The following is a 17,999-nucleotide window of genomic DNA, read 5'->3' as shown; positions in this document are numbered from 1 at the left end:
TGGCCTCCGCGCCAGCGCGTTTTCAGCCCGAACCCGACGTCACGACGTATCAGTGAGGTGAGGACGGCCATGGCAAAGGCACTAGAAGGCATCCGAGTTCTGGACATGACGCACGTGCAGTCCGGGCCCTCCGCCACCCAGCTCCTCGCCTGGCTCGGCGCGGACGTCATCAAGGTGGAGGCGCCTACAGGCGACATCACGCGTAAGCAGCTGCGTGACCTGCCGGACGTCGACTCGCTCTACTTCACGATGCTCAACTGCAACAAGCGGAGCATCACCCTCAACACCAAGACCGAGCGTGGCAAGGAGCTCCTCACCGAGCTGATCCGGCGCTCCGACGTCATGGTCGAGAACTTCGGGCCGGGCGCCGTCGACCGGATGGGGTTCACCTGGGAACGTATTCGGGAGATCAACCCGAAAATCGTCTATGCGTCCATCAAGGGCTTCGGCGAAGGGCCGTACACCAACTTCAAGGCGTACGAGGTGGTCGCGCAGGCCATGGGCGGCTCGATGGCGACCACCGGGTTCGAGGACGGTCCGCCGCTCGCCACTGGCGCCCAGATCGGCGACTCGGGAACGGGTATCCATGCCGTTGCCGGCATCCTGGCTGCCCTCTTCCAGCGCGAGAACACCGGGCAGGGGCAGCGCGTGAACGTGGCCATGCAACACGCCGTGCTCAACCTGTGCCGGGTGAAGCTTCGGGATCAACAGCGGCTCGCGCACGGCCCGTTGGCCGAGTACCCGAACGAGGACTTTGGAGACGAGGTGCCGCGCTCCGGGAACGCCTCCGGCGGCGGGCAGCCCGGCTGGGCCGTGAGGTGCGCTCCGGGTGGGCCCAACGACTACGTGTACGTGATCGTGCAGCCGGTCGGCTGGCAGCCGCTGAGCGAGCTGATCGGGCGGCCCGAACTGGCCGACGACCCCGAGTGGGCGTCCCCCGCGGCGCGGCTCCCGAAGCTCGGCAAGATGTTCCAGCTCATCGAGGAGTGGACCTCGACGCTCCCCAAGTGGGACGTTCTGGAGAAGCTCAACGCCCACAACATTCCGTGCGGCCCGATCCTGTCCACCAAGGAGATCATCGAGGACGCCTCGCTCGTCGCCAACGACATGGTCGTCGAGGTGCCGCACTCGCAGCGCGGCTCGTTCACCACTGTCGGATCCCCGCTCAAGCTCTCCGACTCTCCGGTCCACATCACCAGCTCGCCGTTGCTCGGTGAGCACAACGAAGAGGTCTTCGTCGGTGAACTGGGCCTGGACGGCGAAGAGTTGGCCCTGCTGCGGACCGGTGGGGTGATCTGATGCCGCTCGGACCGGACGGCGGCGTTTTCGTGCGGACGTGGTGTTGCCACGGTCGCCGCCCCAGCCGCGCCGGCGCGCCTCGGTCACGTGCCGTGCACCGCGTTGTCTCCCGGATTCACGGGTATCCGTACTGCGCCGTCCGTACCGCCCGTACCGCCCGTACGACCTCACACTGAGGCGTCGGCCCTCATCGTGCCCGCGGTGGCTGACCCCGTCCGCCGCCGCGGCGCGGGTGCGAGGCCGGATGGTGTTCTCAGGCGCCCCCTGGCACCGTCCGGCCCGCCCACCCCTGCCTCGTTCCATCGCGCAGCGGCACGATGGAACGGCCGCGCAAAGCCATGAGCGCCGCCATGAGCGCCGCCGTGAGCGCCGTCGGCGACCCGTCGCGCCCGACCGCATCAGCTGGCGGGCCCACCCTCCGTGAAGCTGTCAACTCGCCTACGCTGCACGGAAATGCCACATTCGTAGGCCTGGAGTCGGGGTGCGCCCCGTGGGCGTCCACAGCGACCGGATGACGGCGTGCCGCGGCTCCTCTCGACGCGCTCGGCGTGGAATCCGGCTTCACGCCCGCGGTGGCTGCACGCTCTCGACTCCGTGGATGCGATCCCGCCCCTGCGCTTCGGGAAGGCCAAGGTTCTCCCTCGGGGCGATGTGCCGCAGGTCGGCAGCGCAGGACACGGCCTCCGCGGACATCGTCGTCAGAGACTTGCGCGGCACTCCAACACCCGTACGCCCCAAGGGAATCGTGGTCCGATGGGCACCCGCCGAGGTCCGACGCGGCGTACGCGGACGTCCGCATGACCCGCATGACATTCGCGCGAGAAAGACGGAGTGCAGCCCCTAGACAGAGAGGCGACCCCTCTACAGAATACGGGCTACTCCATATCGTATGCAAAGTTGCGGCGTGTGGAGTGGATCACTGTTCCCGTCGTCGCGGAAGGGGTTGCACATGTGGTGACGCGAAGTCAGGACTCGTGAGCGCACGCGCGCTCCGGGCCGCGTCAGGGCGCAGGGAGCCCGGGCCGGCCGTGGGGGCGATCGCGGGGCGGAGGGTCCTGACGGCACGTGAGAACCGGACAGGGGGCGCTGGTCGGGGTTCTGCGACGTAGGGGAATTGGCATGACGATAACTGACAAACCATCACGTCTTCCGTACAGGGAGGTGACGGACGGAAACGGACGCACCTACCGGATCGGCGAGTCCGACCGGGACATCATGGGACGCCCGCGATGGACCATGGTGCTCTTTCCCTGGATGGGCATGCTGGGCATCAGCTCCTCGGAGTACGCGTTCACATCCGCCGAGGACACGCTGCACGAAGCTCATCTGTGGAACAGCGGGCACATCTTCTGGCTCATGGGCGTCTGGGTGTTCTTCCAGGCGGCTGTGGCCCTTCCGGCCGGACAGCTGCGCGAGAGCGGCAGGCTGCCGGCGCGCAACGCCATGATGCTCGGTGCCCTCGGCACCGTCCTCGGCTATCTGTCGCTGGCGTACGCGCCGAACGTGTTCGTGGCCTATCTGGGTTTCGGCATGTGTAGCGGCATCGGCGCGGGTCTCGTCTACGCGACCTGCGTCAACATGGTCGGCAAGTGGTACCCGGAGCGCAAGGGCGGCAAGACCGGCCTGGTCAACGGCGGTTTCGCCTATGGCTCGGTGCCCTTCGTGTTCCTGTTCACGTCCTACATGGACCTCAGCAACTACGAGACCGTCCTCGTCATGGTCGGCCTGATCTGCTGCACCGTGGTCGCGGTCGCGGGCTGGTTCTTCAAGGACCCGCCCAAGAGCTGGTGGCCCGAGCACGTCGACCCACTGAAGGTCTCCGACGATCCGCGGATCGTGCGCGCGCTGGAGAAGAACCCGCCGGCCGTGAAGCAGTACACGACGAAGGAAGCCGCGCGGACTCCTGTGCTGTGGATGATGTGGTTCTGCCTGCTGTGCACAGCGGGGATCAATATCTTCGGCATCGCCTTCCAGGTCCCGTTCGGCAAGGATATGGGATTCGCCGGCGGCATCGTGGCGACCGCCATGTCGCTGAAGGCGATCGTGAACGGTACGGGCCGCGGGGTCATCGGCTGGATCTCCGACAAGTACGGCCGCCGCAGCACGCTCATCCTGGTCTGTCTGGTCCTGGGATCGGCGCAGTTCGGGGTGCTGGTCTCCGGATCGATGGGCAGCATGCCGTTCTTCCTCTTCTGCTCCATGGTCTCCGGTTTCGGCGGCGGCGCGATCTTCCCCCTGTTCGCCGCGATGACCGCGGACTACTTCGGTGAGAACAACAACGCCTCCAACTACGGCCTGGTCTACAGCTCCAAGCTCATCTCCGGGCTTGTCGGCTCCGGCATGGGCGCCGTCGTGGTCGGCGCGTGGGACTACGAGGGGGCGTTCGTCCTCGCCGGTTCCATCGGCCTTTGCTCCGCGGTGCTCGCGGTGTTCCTGCGGGCGCCGGGCCGGCCGAAGCAGGACGGCGTCCGCACCGCCCCGGCCACGGGCGCGGTCGCAGGGGAGGCGCTCTGAGCGGGAGGTGAGGGTTCGGCCCCGCCCAGTGCGGGGCCGAACCGGCCTGTCCCCGCAAGGTGGCCCGCCGCACCGGGCCGCCCACGCTCCTGACGTCAACGACCACTCCTGGTCTCCCTTCTGTCGCCCCGGTTCGCCGGGCGACAGCGTTCTGCCCGGCTCCGTTCTGGCCGGGCATCGATCCGTCCGAGAGGCGACCGAGCATGCTGACATCGACATCTTCCGGTGCAGGCCCGTCCACCGGTTCCCCCGGCCAGGATTCGGTCATCGAGTCCCTGGTGCAGGCCAACCGCGCCTACGCCGACGTGTTTCGCGACCCCGGAATGGATGCCCGTCCCGTCCTCGGAGTGGCGGTCGTGGCCTGCATGGACGCCCGGCTCGACCTGCACGCCGCGCTCGGCCTGGAGCTGGGGGACTGCCACACCATCCGCAATGCCGGTGGCGTGGTCACCGACGACACCATCCGCTCCCTCACCATCAGCCAGCGCGCCCTGAACACCCGAAGCGTCGTCCTCATCCACCACACGGGGTGCGGCCTGCAGACACTGACCGAGGAGTTCCGGTACGACCTGGAGCGGGAGGTCGGGCAGCGCCCGGCATGGGCGGTGGAGTCGTTCCGGGACGTCGACCAGGACGTGCGGCAGTCGATGCGGCGGGTGCGTACGTCCCCGTTCCTGCCCCACACCGACGATGTGAGGGGTTTTGTCTTCGATGTGGCGTCGGGGCTGCTGAGGGAGATCCCGGACCTCGGCTGAGCCCCCTTGCGTCCTCGCGAATCTGCGTCGCTCGAGGGGGAGTTGGTTGGTCGCAACCCTCAGATACGTAGCGCCACCGCGGACCAATGGCATACTGTATGCAATACAGGTCGATGCCTCGCTGATCCGCGATCCGCGGCCGAGGCCATCGGGACCGCCCGCCCGGGGCGGATCGGACATCGCACCCAAGGGGGCGCCCCGTGTCGTATCCCAGCGCACTGCACGACGTCATCGCTCTGGCCGCCCAACTGGCGTGCAAGGAAGGGAAGTTCCCGCGCACGGCGGTCACGGCCCTCGGCCGGGCCGGGCTCCTCGGGCTGACCTGCCCGGCCGAACCCGCCGGTGGTGGCGCCGACTTGGCGTTGGCCGCCGCGGTGGTCGCCCGGGTCGTGCCCGTGTGCCCGGCCACGGCCGCGGTGCTCCAGTCCCACTACGCTGCGGCCGCGGTGGTCGGGGCGTACGGCGGGCGGTGGCTGCGGGGTGAGGTCGCGGCCGGCCGTCACCTGTGCAGCCTCGCGGTGGTGGAGGACGGTGCCGGGGGAACTGTGCGCTCGACCGTGCGGCGCAGGGGAGGTGTGGTGACGCTGCGGGCGCGCAAGCGCGATGTGGTCGCCGCGGGTGAGGCGGACAGCTATATCTGGTCGTCGCCGGCTGTCGCGGACTCCGGCGGCCTGACGCTCTGGGGCGTCCCGGCTCACGCGCCCGGCCTGTTCGTTCCGGCGCGCGCCACCGGGGCGCCGCTCGCCAGTGCCACGTCCACGGTGGTCGCCGACCCGGTGCGCGTCCCGGCCGAGGCGATGCTGGGGGCGGACGGCGAGGGGTTCGGGATGCTGCTCGGCGCCGTGCTGCCGTGGCTGCTCGAGCTGTGCGCCGTCGTCGGGTCCGATGCGGTGCACCCCTCGCTGGGTGCGCTGGCGCGGTCCGCTTCGGGGGCCGCGCGCTCTGGCGACGGTCAGGCGCTGGCGGCCTCCGCTTCGATGGCTTTGCGGTAGGTGCGGGTGCGCTCGGTGTGCTTGCGCATGATCTCGCCGGCCCGCTCCGGGTCGCCCTTGGCGATGGCCTCGATGAGGCGGGCGTGCTCGTTCCAGGAGCCCTTGGAGCGGGAGTTGGCGATCGGGGTGTAGTACCAGCGCACCTTGCGCCCCACCTGTGCGATCAGCTCGGCGAGTACGTCGTTGCCGCCCACGGAGGTGATGTAGGTGTGCAGGGCCGTGTTCGCGGCGACCAGGCGGTGGGTCGCACTCTCGGCCAGCGCGTCCACGCCCTCCTGCTGGAGCTGCCACAGGCGCTCGATGTGCTCGGGCTTGGCGTGCTGCGCCGCAAGTTGTGCGGAGTAGGTCTCCAACACCGTACGGACGCCGAGGAGTTGGGTCGCCTCTTCCTGCGTGGGGGCATGTACGAACGCGCCCTGGGCGGGCCTGAGGTCGACCCAGCCGTCCGTGTGCAGGCGCTGCAGCGCCTCGCGCACGGGTTGCCTGCTGACCCCCAGCTGCTCGGCGAGATCCGCTTCCACCAGGTGCTGGCCCGGTTCCAGGGTGCCGCTGATGATCAGCTCTGCCAGGGCGTCGGACACCGCCTGGCGCAGCGGGGTGGGGCGGGCGACGCGTCGGGCGGAGGCAGCCGTCAGGCCTTGGCGCATGGTTCTCCTGTTCCGCCCCCGATCTCACCGAGTCGGCGGCTGTGCCGGCCGTTGCCCCCGGGCGGACCGCGCGGCGGCCGATTTAGGATACAGGTTTTCGTATGCAGAGTGATGTCCCGTGGCGGCCTTGCGTGATGTCCCGCCTGGACGACGGGCGGTCGGGGACCGGTTCAACTCAGCGCCTCCAGCGGCAGATTGACGGGACGTCGCGGTGAATGCGCCGATGCAGTTCTGTTTGGGATTCTGTATGCAGGAGCTTGTATGCATGCCAGTTTGCTGCTTCGCTAGGACTGTTTCGCCCCTTGCGCCGTCCGTGCGCGCGAGGTGAGGTCGAGGTGCCTCTGTGACCGCGAACCGTGGTGCTCGGACCGGACCCCCAGGTGCCCGTGCCCGTACCTCTCCCACGGCCCTGACGAAAGGCCGCACGACCATGAAGATCCGGACCAGTGATCCGACGGTGGAGCAGGTGGTGAGGACGGTCGCCGCCGCCCATCGCGAGCAGCGTGGCGCGCTGCTGCCGATCCTCCACGCCGTGCAGGCCGAACTGGGCCATGTGCCCAAGGAGGCCGTCCCCGTCCTCGCCGACGAGCTCAACCTCTCGCGGGCCGACGTTCACGGAGTGGTCAGCTTCTACCACGACTTCCGCGCCGAACCCGCGGGCCGCCGCACCGTCCGCGTCTGCCGCGCGGAGGCCTGCCAGGCGCAGGGCGCCGGGCGGCTCGTGGAGTACGTGGAGCAGAGCGGGCTCGCCCTCGGGCAGACCGCACAGGACGGCTCGGTCACCGTCGAACAGGTCTTCTGCCTCGGCAACTGCGCCCTCGGCCCCGCTGTCGAGGTGGACGGACGCCTGCACGGCCGGGTGGACACGGAGCGGCTCGGCGCGCTGCTCCACGGAACCGACCGGACGCGACGCGACGGCACCGGCGCCACGCACGACGGAAGTGAGGTACCCCGGTCATGACCCGGCATCCCGCGCAGCCCCCTGTGCGGATCTACGTCCCCCGCGATTCGGCCGCTCGGTCGGTGGGCGCCGACGAGGTGGCCGCAGCACTCCAACAGGCCGTCGACGGCGCAGACATGGCCCTCGATCTCGTACGCACCGGATCGCGCGGCATGCTCTGGCTCGAACCGCTCGTTGAGGTCGCCACCGAGCAGGGGCGCATCGGGTACGGTCCGGTGGCCCCCGACGACGTTCCCGCGCTGCTCGCCGCCGGCCTGCTCGACGGCGGCGAACACCCCCTGCGCCTCGGCCCGGTGGACGAACTGCCGTGGCTGGCACGGCAGAACAGGGTCACGTTCGGACGCGTCGGCGTCATCGATCCGCTCGACGCCGACGACTATCTGCGCCACGGCGGGCTCACCGGTCTGCGCACCGCGCTCAAGCTCACGTCCGCCGACGTGGTCGCCGAAGTGACCGACTCGGGCCTGCGAGGGCGCGGCGGGGCGGGCTTCCCCGCGGGCATCAAGTGGAAGACTGTCCTCGACTGCCCGGGCGAGCTCAAGTTCATCTGCTGCAACGCCGACGAGGGCGACAGCGGGACCTTCGCCGACCGCATGCTCATGGAGGGCGACCCGTTCCTGCTCATCGAGGGCATGACGATCGCCGCGCACGCCGTCGGCGCCCGCGAGGGCTACCTCTACATCCGCTCCGAGTACCCGGACGCGGTGGCCACGATGCGCGCCGCCATCGAGATCGCCCGCGAGCGCGGCTGGCTCGGCACCTCGGTCCTCGGCACGCCGCTCGCCTTCGACCTGCACGTGCGGGTCGGTGCGGGCGCGTACATCTGCGGCGAGGAGACCTCCATGCTGGAGAGCCTGGAGGGCAAGCGCGGCATGGTCCGCGCCAAACCGCCGATCCCCGCCATCGAGGGCCTGTTCGGCAAACCGACCGTCGTCAACAACGTCCTCACCCTCGCCACCGTCCCCGTCGTGCTCGCCCAGGGCGCCAAGGCGTACCAGGAGCTCGGCGTGGAGCGCTCGCGCGGCACCCAGGTGTTCCAGCTCGGCGGCAACATCGCCCGCGGCGGCATCGTCGAGACCGCCTTCGGCATCACGCTGCGTGAACTCGTCGAGGAGTACGGCGGCGGCACGCGGTCGGGCCGGCCGGTGCGCACCGCCCAGGTCGGCGGGCCGCTTGGCGCCTACCTGCCGCCCTCCTCGTTCGACCTGCCCATGGACTACGAGGCGTTCGCGGCGGCCGGGGCGATGGTCGGGCACGGCGGCATCGTGGTCTTCGACGACACCGTCGACATGGCCGCCCAGGCGCGCTTCGCCATGGAGTTCTGCGCGGCCGAGTCCTGCGGCAAGTGCACCCCGTGCCGGGTCGGTTCGGTACGGGGCGTGGAGACCATCGACCGGATCGTCGCGGACGAGAACCGGGACGAGAACCTGGCGGTCCTGGACGACCTGTGCGAGCTGATGACGGACGGCTCGCTGTGTGCGATGGGCGGCCTGACCCCGCTGCCCGTGCGCAGCGCGCTCACCCACTTCCCGGACGACTTCACCGGGCCGGCCCGTTCCCTCAGCGGGGCGCGGACGGTCGACATCCCAATCCCGCGCGTTCCAGGTGCGAGGACGGAGGGCACAGCATGACGCTTCTGAAGGAACCCGACTTCGGCACCCCGGAGCGGCCCGGACCGGCCACCGTGTCGGTCGAGGTCGACGGCATACCGGTGAGCGTGCCCGAGGGCACCTCGGTGATGCGGGCGGCGGCCGAGGCCGGCGTCGACATCCCCAAGCTCTGCGCCACCGACTCCCTGGAGGCCTTCGGCTCCTGCCGCCTGTGCGTCGTCGAGATCGACGGCCGGCGCGGCACGCCCGCCTCCTGCACCACGCCGTGCGCGGACGGCATGCAGGTGCACACCCAGACCCCCAAGGTCGAGAAGCTCCGCCAGGGCGTCATGGAGCTGTACATCTCCGACCACCCGCTGGACTGTCTGACCTGCCCTGCCAACGGAGACTGCGAACTACAGGACATGGCGGGCGTGGTGGGCCTCAGGCAGGTCCGCTTCGGTCAGGACGGGGCCAACCACCTGGACGCGCCCAAGGACACCTCCAACCCGTACTTCGACTTCGACGCCTCCAAATGCATCGCCTGCTCCCGCTGCGTGCGCGCCTGCGGCGAGATCCAGGGCACCTTCGCCCTGACCATCGAGGGACGCGGCTTTGACTCCAAGGTGGCGGCGGGCGCGGGAGAGTCCTTCATGGACTCCGAGTGCGTCTCCTGCGGCGCCTGCGTGCAGGCCTGCCCGACGTCCACGCTCCAGGAGAAGTCGGTCGTCGACCTCGGGATGCCGACCCGCTCGGTGATCACCACCTGCGCGTACTGCGGCGTCGGCTGCTCCTTCAAGGCCGAACTGCGCGGCGACGAACTCGTGCGCATGGTGCCGTACAAGGACGGCGGCGCCAACGAGGGACACGCGTGCGTCAAGGGCCGCTTCGCCTTCGGCTACGCAACGCACCCCGACCGTGTCCTCAAGCCCATGGTGCGCGAGAAGATCACGGACCCGTGGCGCGAGGTCGAGTGGGACGAGGCCGTCGCCACCGTCGCGCGCCGGATGCGGGCCCTGCAGGAGACGTACGGGACGGGCGCGGTCGGCGCGATCACCTCGTCGCGGTGCACGAATGAGGAGGTGTACGTCGTCCAGAAGATGGTCCGTGCCGCCTTCGGCAACAACAACGTCGACACGTGTGCGCGCGTCTGCCACTCGCCCACCGGATACGGGCTCAAGCAGACCTTCGGTGAATCCGCGGGGACGCAGGACTTCCGCTCGGTCGCCGAGGCCGACGTCATCGTGGTGATAGGCGCCAACCCCACCGACGGACACCCGGTGTTCGCCTCCCGGATGAAGCGCCGGCTGCGCGAGGGGGCCCGGCTCATCGTGGTCGACCCGCGCCGCATCGACCTCGTACGCTCGCCGCACATCGAGGCCGACCACCATCTGCAGCTGCGGCCGAGCACCAACGTGGCCGTGATCAATGCCATGGCGCATGTAGTGGTCACCGAGAACCTCGTCGACAAGAACTTCGTGGCCGAGCGGTGCGAGGGCTATGAGGAGTGGGCCGCGTTCGTGGCCCGCCCCGAGAACAGCCCCGAGGCCGTCGAGCCGGTCACCGGGGTTCCGGCCGGCGAACTGCGCGCGGCTGCCCGGCTTTACGCGGGGGCGCCCAACGGGGCGATCTACTACGGCCTCGGCGTCACCGAGCACAGCCAGGGCTCGACCATGGTCATGGGGATGGCCAACCTCGCGATGGCGTGCGGGAACATCGGGCGCGACGGTGTGGGCGTCAATCCGCTGCGGGGCCAGAACAATGTCCAGGGCTCCTGCGATATGGGCTCCTTCCCGCACGAACTGCCCGGCTACCGGCATGTCTCCGACGATGCGGTGCGCACCGTGTTCGAGGACCTGTGGGGCGCCACCTTGCTGTCCGAGCCGGGGCTTCGCATCCCCAACATGTTCGACGCGGCCATCGACGGCTCCTTCCGCGGGCTGTTCGTCCACGGCGAGGACATCGCGCAGTCCGACCCGAACCTCAAGCACGTCACCGCGGCCCTGGAGGCGATGGAACTCGTCGTCGTCCAGGACCTGTTCCTCAACGAGACCGCCAAGTTTGCCCATGTGTTCCTGCCCGGGGCGTCGTTCCTGGAGAAGGACGGAACGTTCACCAACGCGGAGCGCCGTGTCAACCGGGTGCGTGCGGTGATGGCGCCGAAGTCGGGCAAGCACGAGTGGCAGATCGTCACTGAGATCGCCACTGCCATGGGGTACCCGATGGCGTACGAGCACCCGAGCCAGATCATGGACGAGATCGCCTCGGTCACTCCGACGTTCGGGGGTGTCTCCTTCGAGCTGCTCGACAAGGTGGGCAGCGTCCAGTGGCCGTGCAACGCCGAGGCGCCCGAGGGTACGCCCGTCATGCACATCGACGAGTTCGTACGCGGCAAGGGCAAGTTCGTCGTCACGTCCTACGTGCCGACCAACGAGCGCTCCACCCGCCGCTTCCCGCTGGTGCTCACCACCGGGCGCATCCTCAGCCAGTACAACGTCGGGGCGCAGACGCGCCGCACCGGCAATGTCGCTTGGCATGCCGAGGACGTCCTGGAGCTGCATCCGCACGACGCGGAGGACCGCGGGATCGCCGACGGCGACCTGGTCACCCTGGCCAGCCGGGTCGGCCGCACCACGCTGCGCGCGATGGTCTCCGACCGGATGCCGACCGGTGTCGTCTACACGACCTTCCACCACCCGGTCACCGGCGCCAACGTGGTGACCACGGAGAACTCCGACTGGGCGACGAACTGCCCCGAATACAAGGTGACGGCCGTCCAGGTCGCCCTGGCGCCGAAGGGGCAGGAAGGGGCCGTCACGGCCGCCGAGGCCCCCGTGGGCGCCCTGACGGCGGGGGACTGACACCATGGCCGCCACCGAGCCGTCTGAGCGCCGCATGGCCAACGACATCGCCGTGAACCTCGCCCATCTGCCCGCGGGACGGGCCGCCGCCGAACTGGCCGGACACATCGGCAGGTTCTGGGATCCGCGGATGCGCGCCAGGCTGTGCGCGCTGGCGGACGGCGACGCGCCGGGCATGCACCCCTTGGTCATCGAGGCGGTCAAGTTGCTGCGCTGACAATGGAGTTGAAGGCACAGCCCGCTGCGGAGTGACGTAGCGGGCCGTGTGTCGTGCAGCCCCGCGGGCAGAGCCCACGGGGCCCTTCGGCCTGCCCGGAACCGGTCTCTCCGCTCGCTGCGGCCTGTAACCAAACGGCGCCCAAATGTAGTTGGGTAATGCACTGGTCAAGCTTCATGCCGCCCCACTGGACACGAGAATTCCGCGCTCCATACCGTATGCAATCTGCGGTCAGGCTCCCTGCGCCTGATCGGCAGGTCAGTTGTCTGCCATACCTCGCCGCGGACTTGAACCCGCCGCCCCGAGGACGAACCACCAGGTCACCGCCTGCGCGCCGGCGGATTCCGGGATGCCGCCCCGGATCCGTGACGAGCCGACGGCGTACCCCCCACCGCGCCCGGCCCCAGCCCGGGCGCGCATAGCCGGAGGGGAGTCGCTTTCACCACTGCACGAAGAGCAAGGCCCCAGGGGGCGCACGCCAGGCTCTTTTCAGGCAAGGGAAGGCACACATGTCAGTAACACCGCAGGCGACTTCCACCTCGTACCGGGAAGTCACCGACGCCAACGGGCGCGTCTACCGCGTCGGCGAGACCGACCGCTCCATCCTGGGCAGGCCCCGGGCATGGATGGTCTGGCTCCCGTGGATCGCGATGATGGGTGTCAGCGTTTATGAGTACGGATACAGCTCGGCGGAGTCGACGCTCGAGCACGCCCACGGCTGGACCCTCACCGAGGCCTTCTGGATCGCCAGTATCTGGGCGGTCTTCCAGGCGGGCGTGGCCTTCCCCGCGGGCAGGCTGCGGGAGACCGGAAAGCTCTCCGCGAAGACGGGCATGCTCCTCGGGGCCGCACTGTCCGGACTCGGCTTCGTCGCCATCTCACACGTCTCGAACCCGATCGTCGTGATCCTCGGCTACTCGGTGCTCGGCGGCGCCGGTTCCGGACTCGTCTACGCGACCTGCATCAACATGGTCGGCAAGTGGTATCCGGACAACAAGGGCGCACGGACCGGCTTCGTCAACGGCGGATTCGCGTACGGCACCTTGCCGTTGATCTTCGTCTTCAGCTATTGGTTCCACCCCGGCAACTACCAGCTGGTCCTCGACCTGATCGGCCTGGGCATGGTGCTCCTCGTGGGTGCCTGCGGCTTCTTCTTCCGCGACCCGCCCAAGAGCTGGTGGCCGCACGACGTCGACCCGCTCAATCGCGGTGGCGGCGAGGATGCCGATCGGGTGGCGCGCAGGCTGCGCAAGAACCCGCCCGCCAAGGGGCAGTTCACCCCGATGTAGGCGATCAAGACCGGGCAGCTGCCGCTGATGTGGTTCGCCCTCGTCTGCATCGGAGGCGTCTCCCTCTTCGGCATCAACTTCCAGGTCCCCTTCGCCAAGAGCCTCGGCTTCGGGCCGCTGATCGCCGCCTCGTCGGCGGGTGTGCTCGCCGTGGTCAACGGGGTGGGCCGGGCCGCCGTGGGCTGGCTGTCGGACACGCTGGGCCGCCGGCAGACTCTGACGCTCGTCCTTGTGATCGCGGGCGTCGCGCAGTTCGGCGTGCTGTGGTCGGGGCAGGCCCACAACGAGCCGATGTTCCTGATCTTCGCCTTCGTCAACGGCTTCGGCGGCGGCGCCTTCTACCCGCTGTTCGCGGCACTGGTCCCGGACTACTTCGGGGAGAACAACAACGCCACCAACTACGGCCTCGTCTACAGCGCCAAGCTGGTCGGCGGTGTCGGTGGTGGTGGCCTGGCCGCTTCGGTGATCAGCGCCTGGGGCTACTCGGGCGGCTACTACCTGGCAGGGGGCATCGCCTTCCTGTCGGCCCTGATCACCCTGCTGCTGCGCCAGCCCGGCCGCCCCGCGGACCAGGAGCTGCCTGGTGTGCAGCCCGCCTCCGGCAGCGACAGCCGAGGGCTGACCAGCGCGGCGAACTGAGTGGACACCCGGGCGCGTCCTCGCGCCCGGGACCGCAGACCGTGCGCGGATGCGGACACAGCGCCGGACGGCGGCGGCAGTCGTCCGGCGGGGCACCCGTGACACGGGCCGGGGCCGGACGGTGGGGTGCGCTCCCTGCTCCGTCCGGCTCCGGCCAATTGGCGTGTCAGATACGGGAGTTGAGGTGAGGTCGTCCGGTGTCGCCGCCCCTATGCCGGGGCTCGGGGCACGGCACTCAGCTGCCGGCAGTAGAAGTCGGTGGTCGTCCGGGTGTGCTGGTGCATCAGGGCCTCGGCCCGGTCGGCGTCGCCGGCCGCGATGCGGTCGATGATCTCGGCGTGCTCGTTCCATGCGTCCTTGCCGCGTGGTCGCGCGATGGGCATGTAGTACCAGCGCACGCGGCGGTCGACCTGCCGGATCAGCTCGGCGAGGATGGGGTTGCGCGCCAGCTCGGTGATGAATCCGTGCAGCGCCGCGTTCGCCTCGACGATGCCGCGGGCGTCGTCCGCGGAGAGCGCGGCTATTCCTGCGGCCTGCAGTTCCCACAGGCGCGCGATGTCCGCACCGGTCGCGTACTGTGCGGCGCCGTGCGCCGCATGGGTCTCCAGGACGGCGCGGACGCTGAGGAGCTGGGTGGCTTCCTCGACGGTCGGGCTGTGCACGAACGCGCCCTGCGCGGGGCGCAGTTCCACCCATCCATCGGACTGTAGGCGCAGGAGCGCCTCGCGCACCGGCTGGCGGCTCACGCCCAGGTCCACGGCGAGTTCGGCCTCGATCAGATGCTGGCCCGGCTGGAGTACGCCCCCCACGATCAGCTCGATCAAGACGTCGTACACGGCTTGGCGCAGAGGTGCCGGCCTGGCGACCGGTGTCGTCACGGTGCCTGGGAAAGTGCGTGGCTCGCGCATGGGCTCCCTCGGGGTGGCGGGTTGCGGGGAGGTGCTGGTGGTGGAGGGTTCCCGTACAGCATATAGGCTTCTGTATGCAATCTGAGTCTGTTGTGCAGACCCCGGAACTGGCCAAGCGCGACGCGCGGCGACCGGGAGGCCATCCCGGCCGCCGCGCGTCGTACGGGCGGTGTACGTCTACCTGACGGTCAGGCAGGTGCGGGCTGCTCCGCAGGCCGGGGGCCGGAACCCGCCGCCGGGCCCGGGTCGCTCACTGCCAGCTCGCGCAGGATCGCCTCCACGCTCTGCTTGGCGTCGCCGAACAGCATGCTGCTGTTCTCCCGGAAGAACAGCGGGTTCTGCACGCCTGCGTACCCGGAGGCCATGGACCGCTTGAACACGACGACGTGCTCCGCCTCCCACACCCGCAGTACCGGCATCCCCGCGATGGGGCTGGCCGGATCGTCCATCGCCGCCGGGTTGACCGTGTCGTTGGCGCCGATGACCAGGACGACCGAGGTGTCGGCGAAGTCGTCGTTGATCTCGTCCATCTCCAGGACGACGTCGTACGGGACGCGGGCCTCGGCCAGGAGGACGTTCATGTGCCCTGGCAGCCGCCCGGCCACGGGGTGCACACCGAAGCGGACGGTCACGCCGCGCTCGCGCAGGCGGCGCGTCAGCTCCGCCACCGGGTGCTGGGCCTGGGCGACCGCCATGCCGTACCCCGGCGTGATGATCACTTGTGTGGCGTTGAGCAGTGCGTTCGCGGTGTCCTCGGCGCTGATCTCCCGGTGCTCGCCCTGCTCCTCCTCGCCGCTGGGTGCGGCCTCGACGCCGAAGCCGCCCGCGATGACGGAGAGGAAGGACCGGTTCATGGCCCGGCACATGATGTAGGAAAGGTAAGCGCCGGATGAGCCGACCAAGGCCCCGGTCACGATGAGCAGGTTGTTGTCCAGGAGGAAGCCGGCCGCGGCGGCGGCCCAGCCCGAGTAGCTGTTGAGCATCGACACCACGACGGGCATGTCGCCGCCGCCGATGGAGGCGACCAGATGCCAGCCGAGCGCGAGTGCGAGCACGGTGACGGCGATCATCAGCGCGAGGCTCGGGCTGACGGTGAACCAGACGGTCAGGCCCACGAAGCCGACCAGCGCGCCGACGTTGAGGAGGTTCTTCCCGGGCAGAGTCAGCGGCCGGGACTTGATGCGCGCCGACAGCTTCAGGAACGCGATCACGGAACCCGTGAAGGTGACCGCGCCGATGAAGATGCCGATGAACACCTCGGCGTGGTGGATCCGCAGCAGCGAACCCGCCAGCTCGGTGGAGCCCGGGTGCTGCGCCTCGACCTCCAGGTAGCTGTTCCAGCCGATCAGTACGGCGGCGAGCCCGACGAGGCTGTGCAGCACGGCGATCAGCTCGGGCATCTGGGTCATCTCGACGCGGCGGGCCCGCCACAGGCCGATCGCGCCACCGATCGCGCCCGCGACGGCGATCAGCGCGATCGACCCGCCGGAGACGGAGCGCCCGGCGACCACGACGGTGGCGACGAGCGCGAGCGCCATGCCCGCCACGCCGTAGGCGACCCCCGCCCGGGCGGTGTGGTGCTGCGAGAGTCCCGCCAGGCTGAGGACGAACAGCAGTGCGGCGACGATGTCGGCGGCCTGGGCCGCCGTGGTTGCGTTCATCGAACCTCAGCCTTTCGAGAACATGCCGAGCATGCGACGGGTGACGGCGAACCCACCGAAGATGTTCACGGTGGTGAGCAGGATGGCCAGGAACGCCAACACGCTGATGGCCAGGGGCGGGTGGCCGATCTGGAGCAGGGCCCCGACCACCACGATCCCCGAGATCGCGTTGGTGACCGACATCAGTGGGGTGTGCAGCGCGTGGTGGACCTTACCGATCACGTAGTAGCCGATGACCACGGCCAGCGCGAACACCGTGAAGTTGGCGGCGAGTTGGGCGGGGGAGACGGCGACGATCGCGAACAGGGCGAGCATCCCGAGCGCGATGAGGCCGTAGCGGCCCGTCGGTGACAGGCGCCGCGGCGGCGTCGGATCGACCGGTGACGCCGGCGCGGCCGGGGCCTTCGCGGGCGCCGCCGAGACCGCGACGGGGGGCGGCGGCCACAGCGTCTCGCCGTCGTGCACCACAGTCACCGCCCGCTGTACGACGTCCTTGAGGTCGAGGGTCAACTGCCCGTCTCGTTCCGGGGTGAGCAGCTTCAGCAGGTTCACCAGGTTCGTGCCGTACAGCTGTGAGGCCTGGGCGGGCAGGCGGCCCGCGAGGTCGGTGTAGCCGATGACGGTGACGCCGTTCTCGGTGACGATCGCCCGGCCGCTCACCGTCCCCTCGACGTTCCCGCCCTGCGCCGCTGCCATGTCGACGATGACGCTGCCCGGTTTCATCGAGGCCACCTGCTCGGCCGTGATCAGCCGTGGCGCGGGGCGCCCCGGGATGAGGGCCGTCGTGATGATGATGTCGACGTCCCTGGCCTGCTCGGAGTAGATCTCGGCGGCGCGCCGGTCGTACGCCTCGGAGGTGGCCCGCGCGTATCCGTCGCCGGCCGACTCCTGTTCGACCTCTACGGGCAGGAACTCGCCGCCGAGCGAGCGCACTTGATCGGCGACCTCGCTGCGCGGATCCGTGGCCCGCACCACCGCGCCGAGGCTCCCCGCGGCTCCGATGGCTGCCAGGCCGGCCACTCCGGCGCCGACCACCAGCACCTTCGCGGGAGGTACTTTGCCGGCCGCGGTGACCTGTCCGGTGAAGAAGCGTCCGAAGGCGTGGGCCGCCTCGATGACCGCGCGATAGCCGGCGATGTTGGCCATCGAGCTGAGCACGTCCAGGGACTGGGCCCGCGAGATGCGGGGCACGGCGTCCATCGACAATGCGGTCAGGGGTCTGTTCGCGAGCTGGGTGAGGAGTTCGGAGTGTTGCGCGGGGGCGAGCAGGCCGACGATCGTCGCCCCGTCCCGCAGTCGCTGCACCTCGTCGTGGGACGGCGCGTTGACCTTGAGGACGACATCGGCCGGCCAGGCGTCGTCGAGGCGCGCTCCCGCCTCGACGTACGACGCGTCGGAGAAGCCCGATGCGGCTCCGGCCCCGGTCTCGACGACGATCTCGTAGCCGAGCTCGATCAGGCGGCGGACGGTGTCGGGGGTGGCCGCCACTCTGGTTTCCCCGGAGGTCGACTCGGCGACCACGCCGATGCGTTGTGGTGGTGAAGCAGGCATTGCTCTCCTTCTCTCAGGGGCCTTACGGGTCCGTCGGTGCGTCGGGAGCGTCGGGAGCGTAGCAAGAGGGGGCACGGGGCAGGAGCAGTGCAGCATATTGTATGCAGTTTGCTGGG

Annotated in this window: 12 protein-coding genes and 1 pseudogene; 9 read left to right on the top strand and 4 right to left on the bottom strand. The window is 69.7% G+C overall.

The annotated features are described in order from the left end of the window. Window positions 1–69 precede the first annotated feature (69 nt). From frc to OG698_RS09540, 4 genes are all read left to right on the top strand, one after another. Window positions 70–1,299 (top strand): formyl-CoA transferase, encoded by a 1,230-nt coding sequence (frc, locus tag OG698_RS09555; RefSeq protein WP_406102612.1) that lies wholly within the window; start codon window positions 70–72, stop codon window positions 1,297–1,299. A 1,119-nt stretch (window positions 1,300–2,418) separates the two neighbouring features. Then, entirely contained in the window at window positions 2,419–3,813 is a 1,395-nt protein-coding gene (locus tag OG698_RS09550; RefSeq protein WP_406102611.1) for an OFA family MFS transporter, read from the top strand. A 203-nt stretch (window positions 3,814–4,016) separates the two neighbouring features. Continuing rightward, window positions 4,017–4,568, top strand: coding sequence for a beta-class carbonic anhydrase (locus OG698_RS09545; protein ID WP_406102609.1), 552 nt, complete (start codon window positions 4,017–4,019; stop codon window positions 4,566–4,568). A gap of 200 nt (window positions 4,569–4,768) precedes the next feature. Further along, on the top strand, window positions 4,769–5,560 hold the full coding sequence (locus OG698_RS09540) for an acyl-CoA dehydrogenase family protein (protein WP_406102607.1): 792 nt from the start codon (window positions 4,769–4,771) through the stop codon (window positions 5,558–5,560). Here the strand turns inward: OG698_RS09540 and OG698_RS09535 are convergent. Further along, a complete protein-coding gene (locus tag OG698_RS09535; protein ID WP_406102605.1) occupies window positions 5,521–6,207 on the bottom strand; it encodes a GntR family transcriptional regulator in 687 nt (228 codons plus the stop codon). The genes OG698_RS09540 and OG698_RS09535 overlap by 40 nt on opposite strands. Window positions 6,208–6,637: 430 nt before the next feature. On the opposite strand from OG698_RS09535, the gene OG698_RS09530 reads away from it, so the two are divergent. The 5 genes and pseudogenes from OG698_RS09530 (at window position 6,638) to OG698_RS09510 (ending at window position 13,763) form a co-directional block, all read left to right on the top strand. Further along, window positions 6,638–7,168 (top strand): formate dehydrogenase subunit gamma, encoded by a 531-nt coding sequence (locus OG698_RS09530; protein ID WP_406102604.1) that lies wholly within the window; start codon window positions 6,638–6,640, stop codon window positions 7,166–7,168. Beyond that, window positions 7,165–8,799, top strand: coding sequence for a formate dehydrogenase beta subunit (locus OG698_RS09525; protein ID WP_406102603.1), 1,635 nt, complete (start codon window positions 7,165–7,167; stop codon window positions 8,797–8,799). Before OG698_RS09530 ends, OG698_RS09525 begins: the two co-directional genes overlap by 4 nt. Next, window positions 8,796–11,618 carry a formate dehydrogenase subunit alpha gene (fdhF, locus tag OG698_RS09520; protein ID WP_406102602.1) on the top strand — a complete coding sequence of 941 codons (2,823 nt, stop codon included), beginning with the start codon at window positions 8,796–8,798 and terminating at the stop codon, window positions 11,616–11,618. Before OG698_RS09525 ends, fdhF begins: the two co-directional genes overlap by 4 nt. Window positions 11,619–11,622: 4 nt before the next feature. Further along, window positions 11,623–11,835, top strand: coding sequence for a formate dehydrogenase subunit delta (locus OG698_RS09515; RefSeq protein ID WP_406102601.1), 213 nt, complete (start codon window positions 11,623–11,625; stop codon window positions 11,833–11,835). 509 nt (window positions 11,836–12,344) lie between these two features. Beyond that, window positions 12,345–13,763 (top strand): annotated as a pseudogene (locus tag OG698_RS09510) (OFA family MFS transporter). A 209-nt stretch (window positions 13,764–13,972) separates the two neighbouring features. Here the strand turns inward: OG698_RS09510 and OG698_RS09505 are convergent. From OG698_RS09505 to OG698_RS09495, 3 genes are all read right to left on the bottom strand, one after another. Beyond that, the gene (locus tag OG698_RS09505; protein ID WP_406102600.1) at window positions 13,973–14,671 is read right to left on the bottom strand and encodes a GntR family transcriptional regulator; all 699 of its coding nucleotides are present in this window, start codon (window positions 14,669–14,671) and stop codon (window positions 13,973–13,975) included. Between the two features lie 188 nt (window positions 14,672–14,859). Further along, window positions 14,860–16,332: a Re/Si-specific NAD(P)(+) transhydrogenase subunit beta gene (gene pntB / locus OG698_RS09500; RefSeq protein ID WP_406102599.1), complete on the bottom strand. Its 1,473-nt coding sequence runs from the start codon at window positions 16,330–16,332 to the stop codon at window positions 14,860–14,862. Window positions 16,333–16,338: 6 nt separating this feature from the next. Next, window positions 16,339–17,883, bottom strand: coding sequence for a Re/Si-specific NAD(P)(+) transhydrogenase subunit alpha (locus tag OG698_RS09495; RefSeq protein WP_406102598.1), 1,545 nt, complete (start codon window positions 17,881–17,883; stop codon window positions 16,339–16,341). Window positions 17,884–17,999 lie beyond the last annotated feature (116 nt).

The sequence above is a fragment of the Streptomyces sp. NBC_01003 genome (assembly GCF_045162695.1).
GTDB lineage: Bacteria > Actinomycetota > Actinomycetes > Streptomycetales > Streptomycetaceae > Streptomyces.
This window is presented reverse-complemented; position numbering and strand designations above follow the sequence as displayed.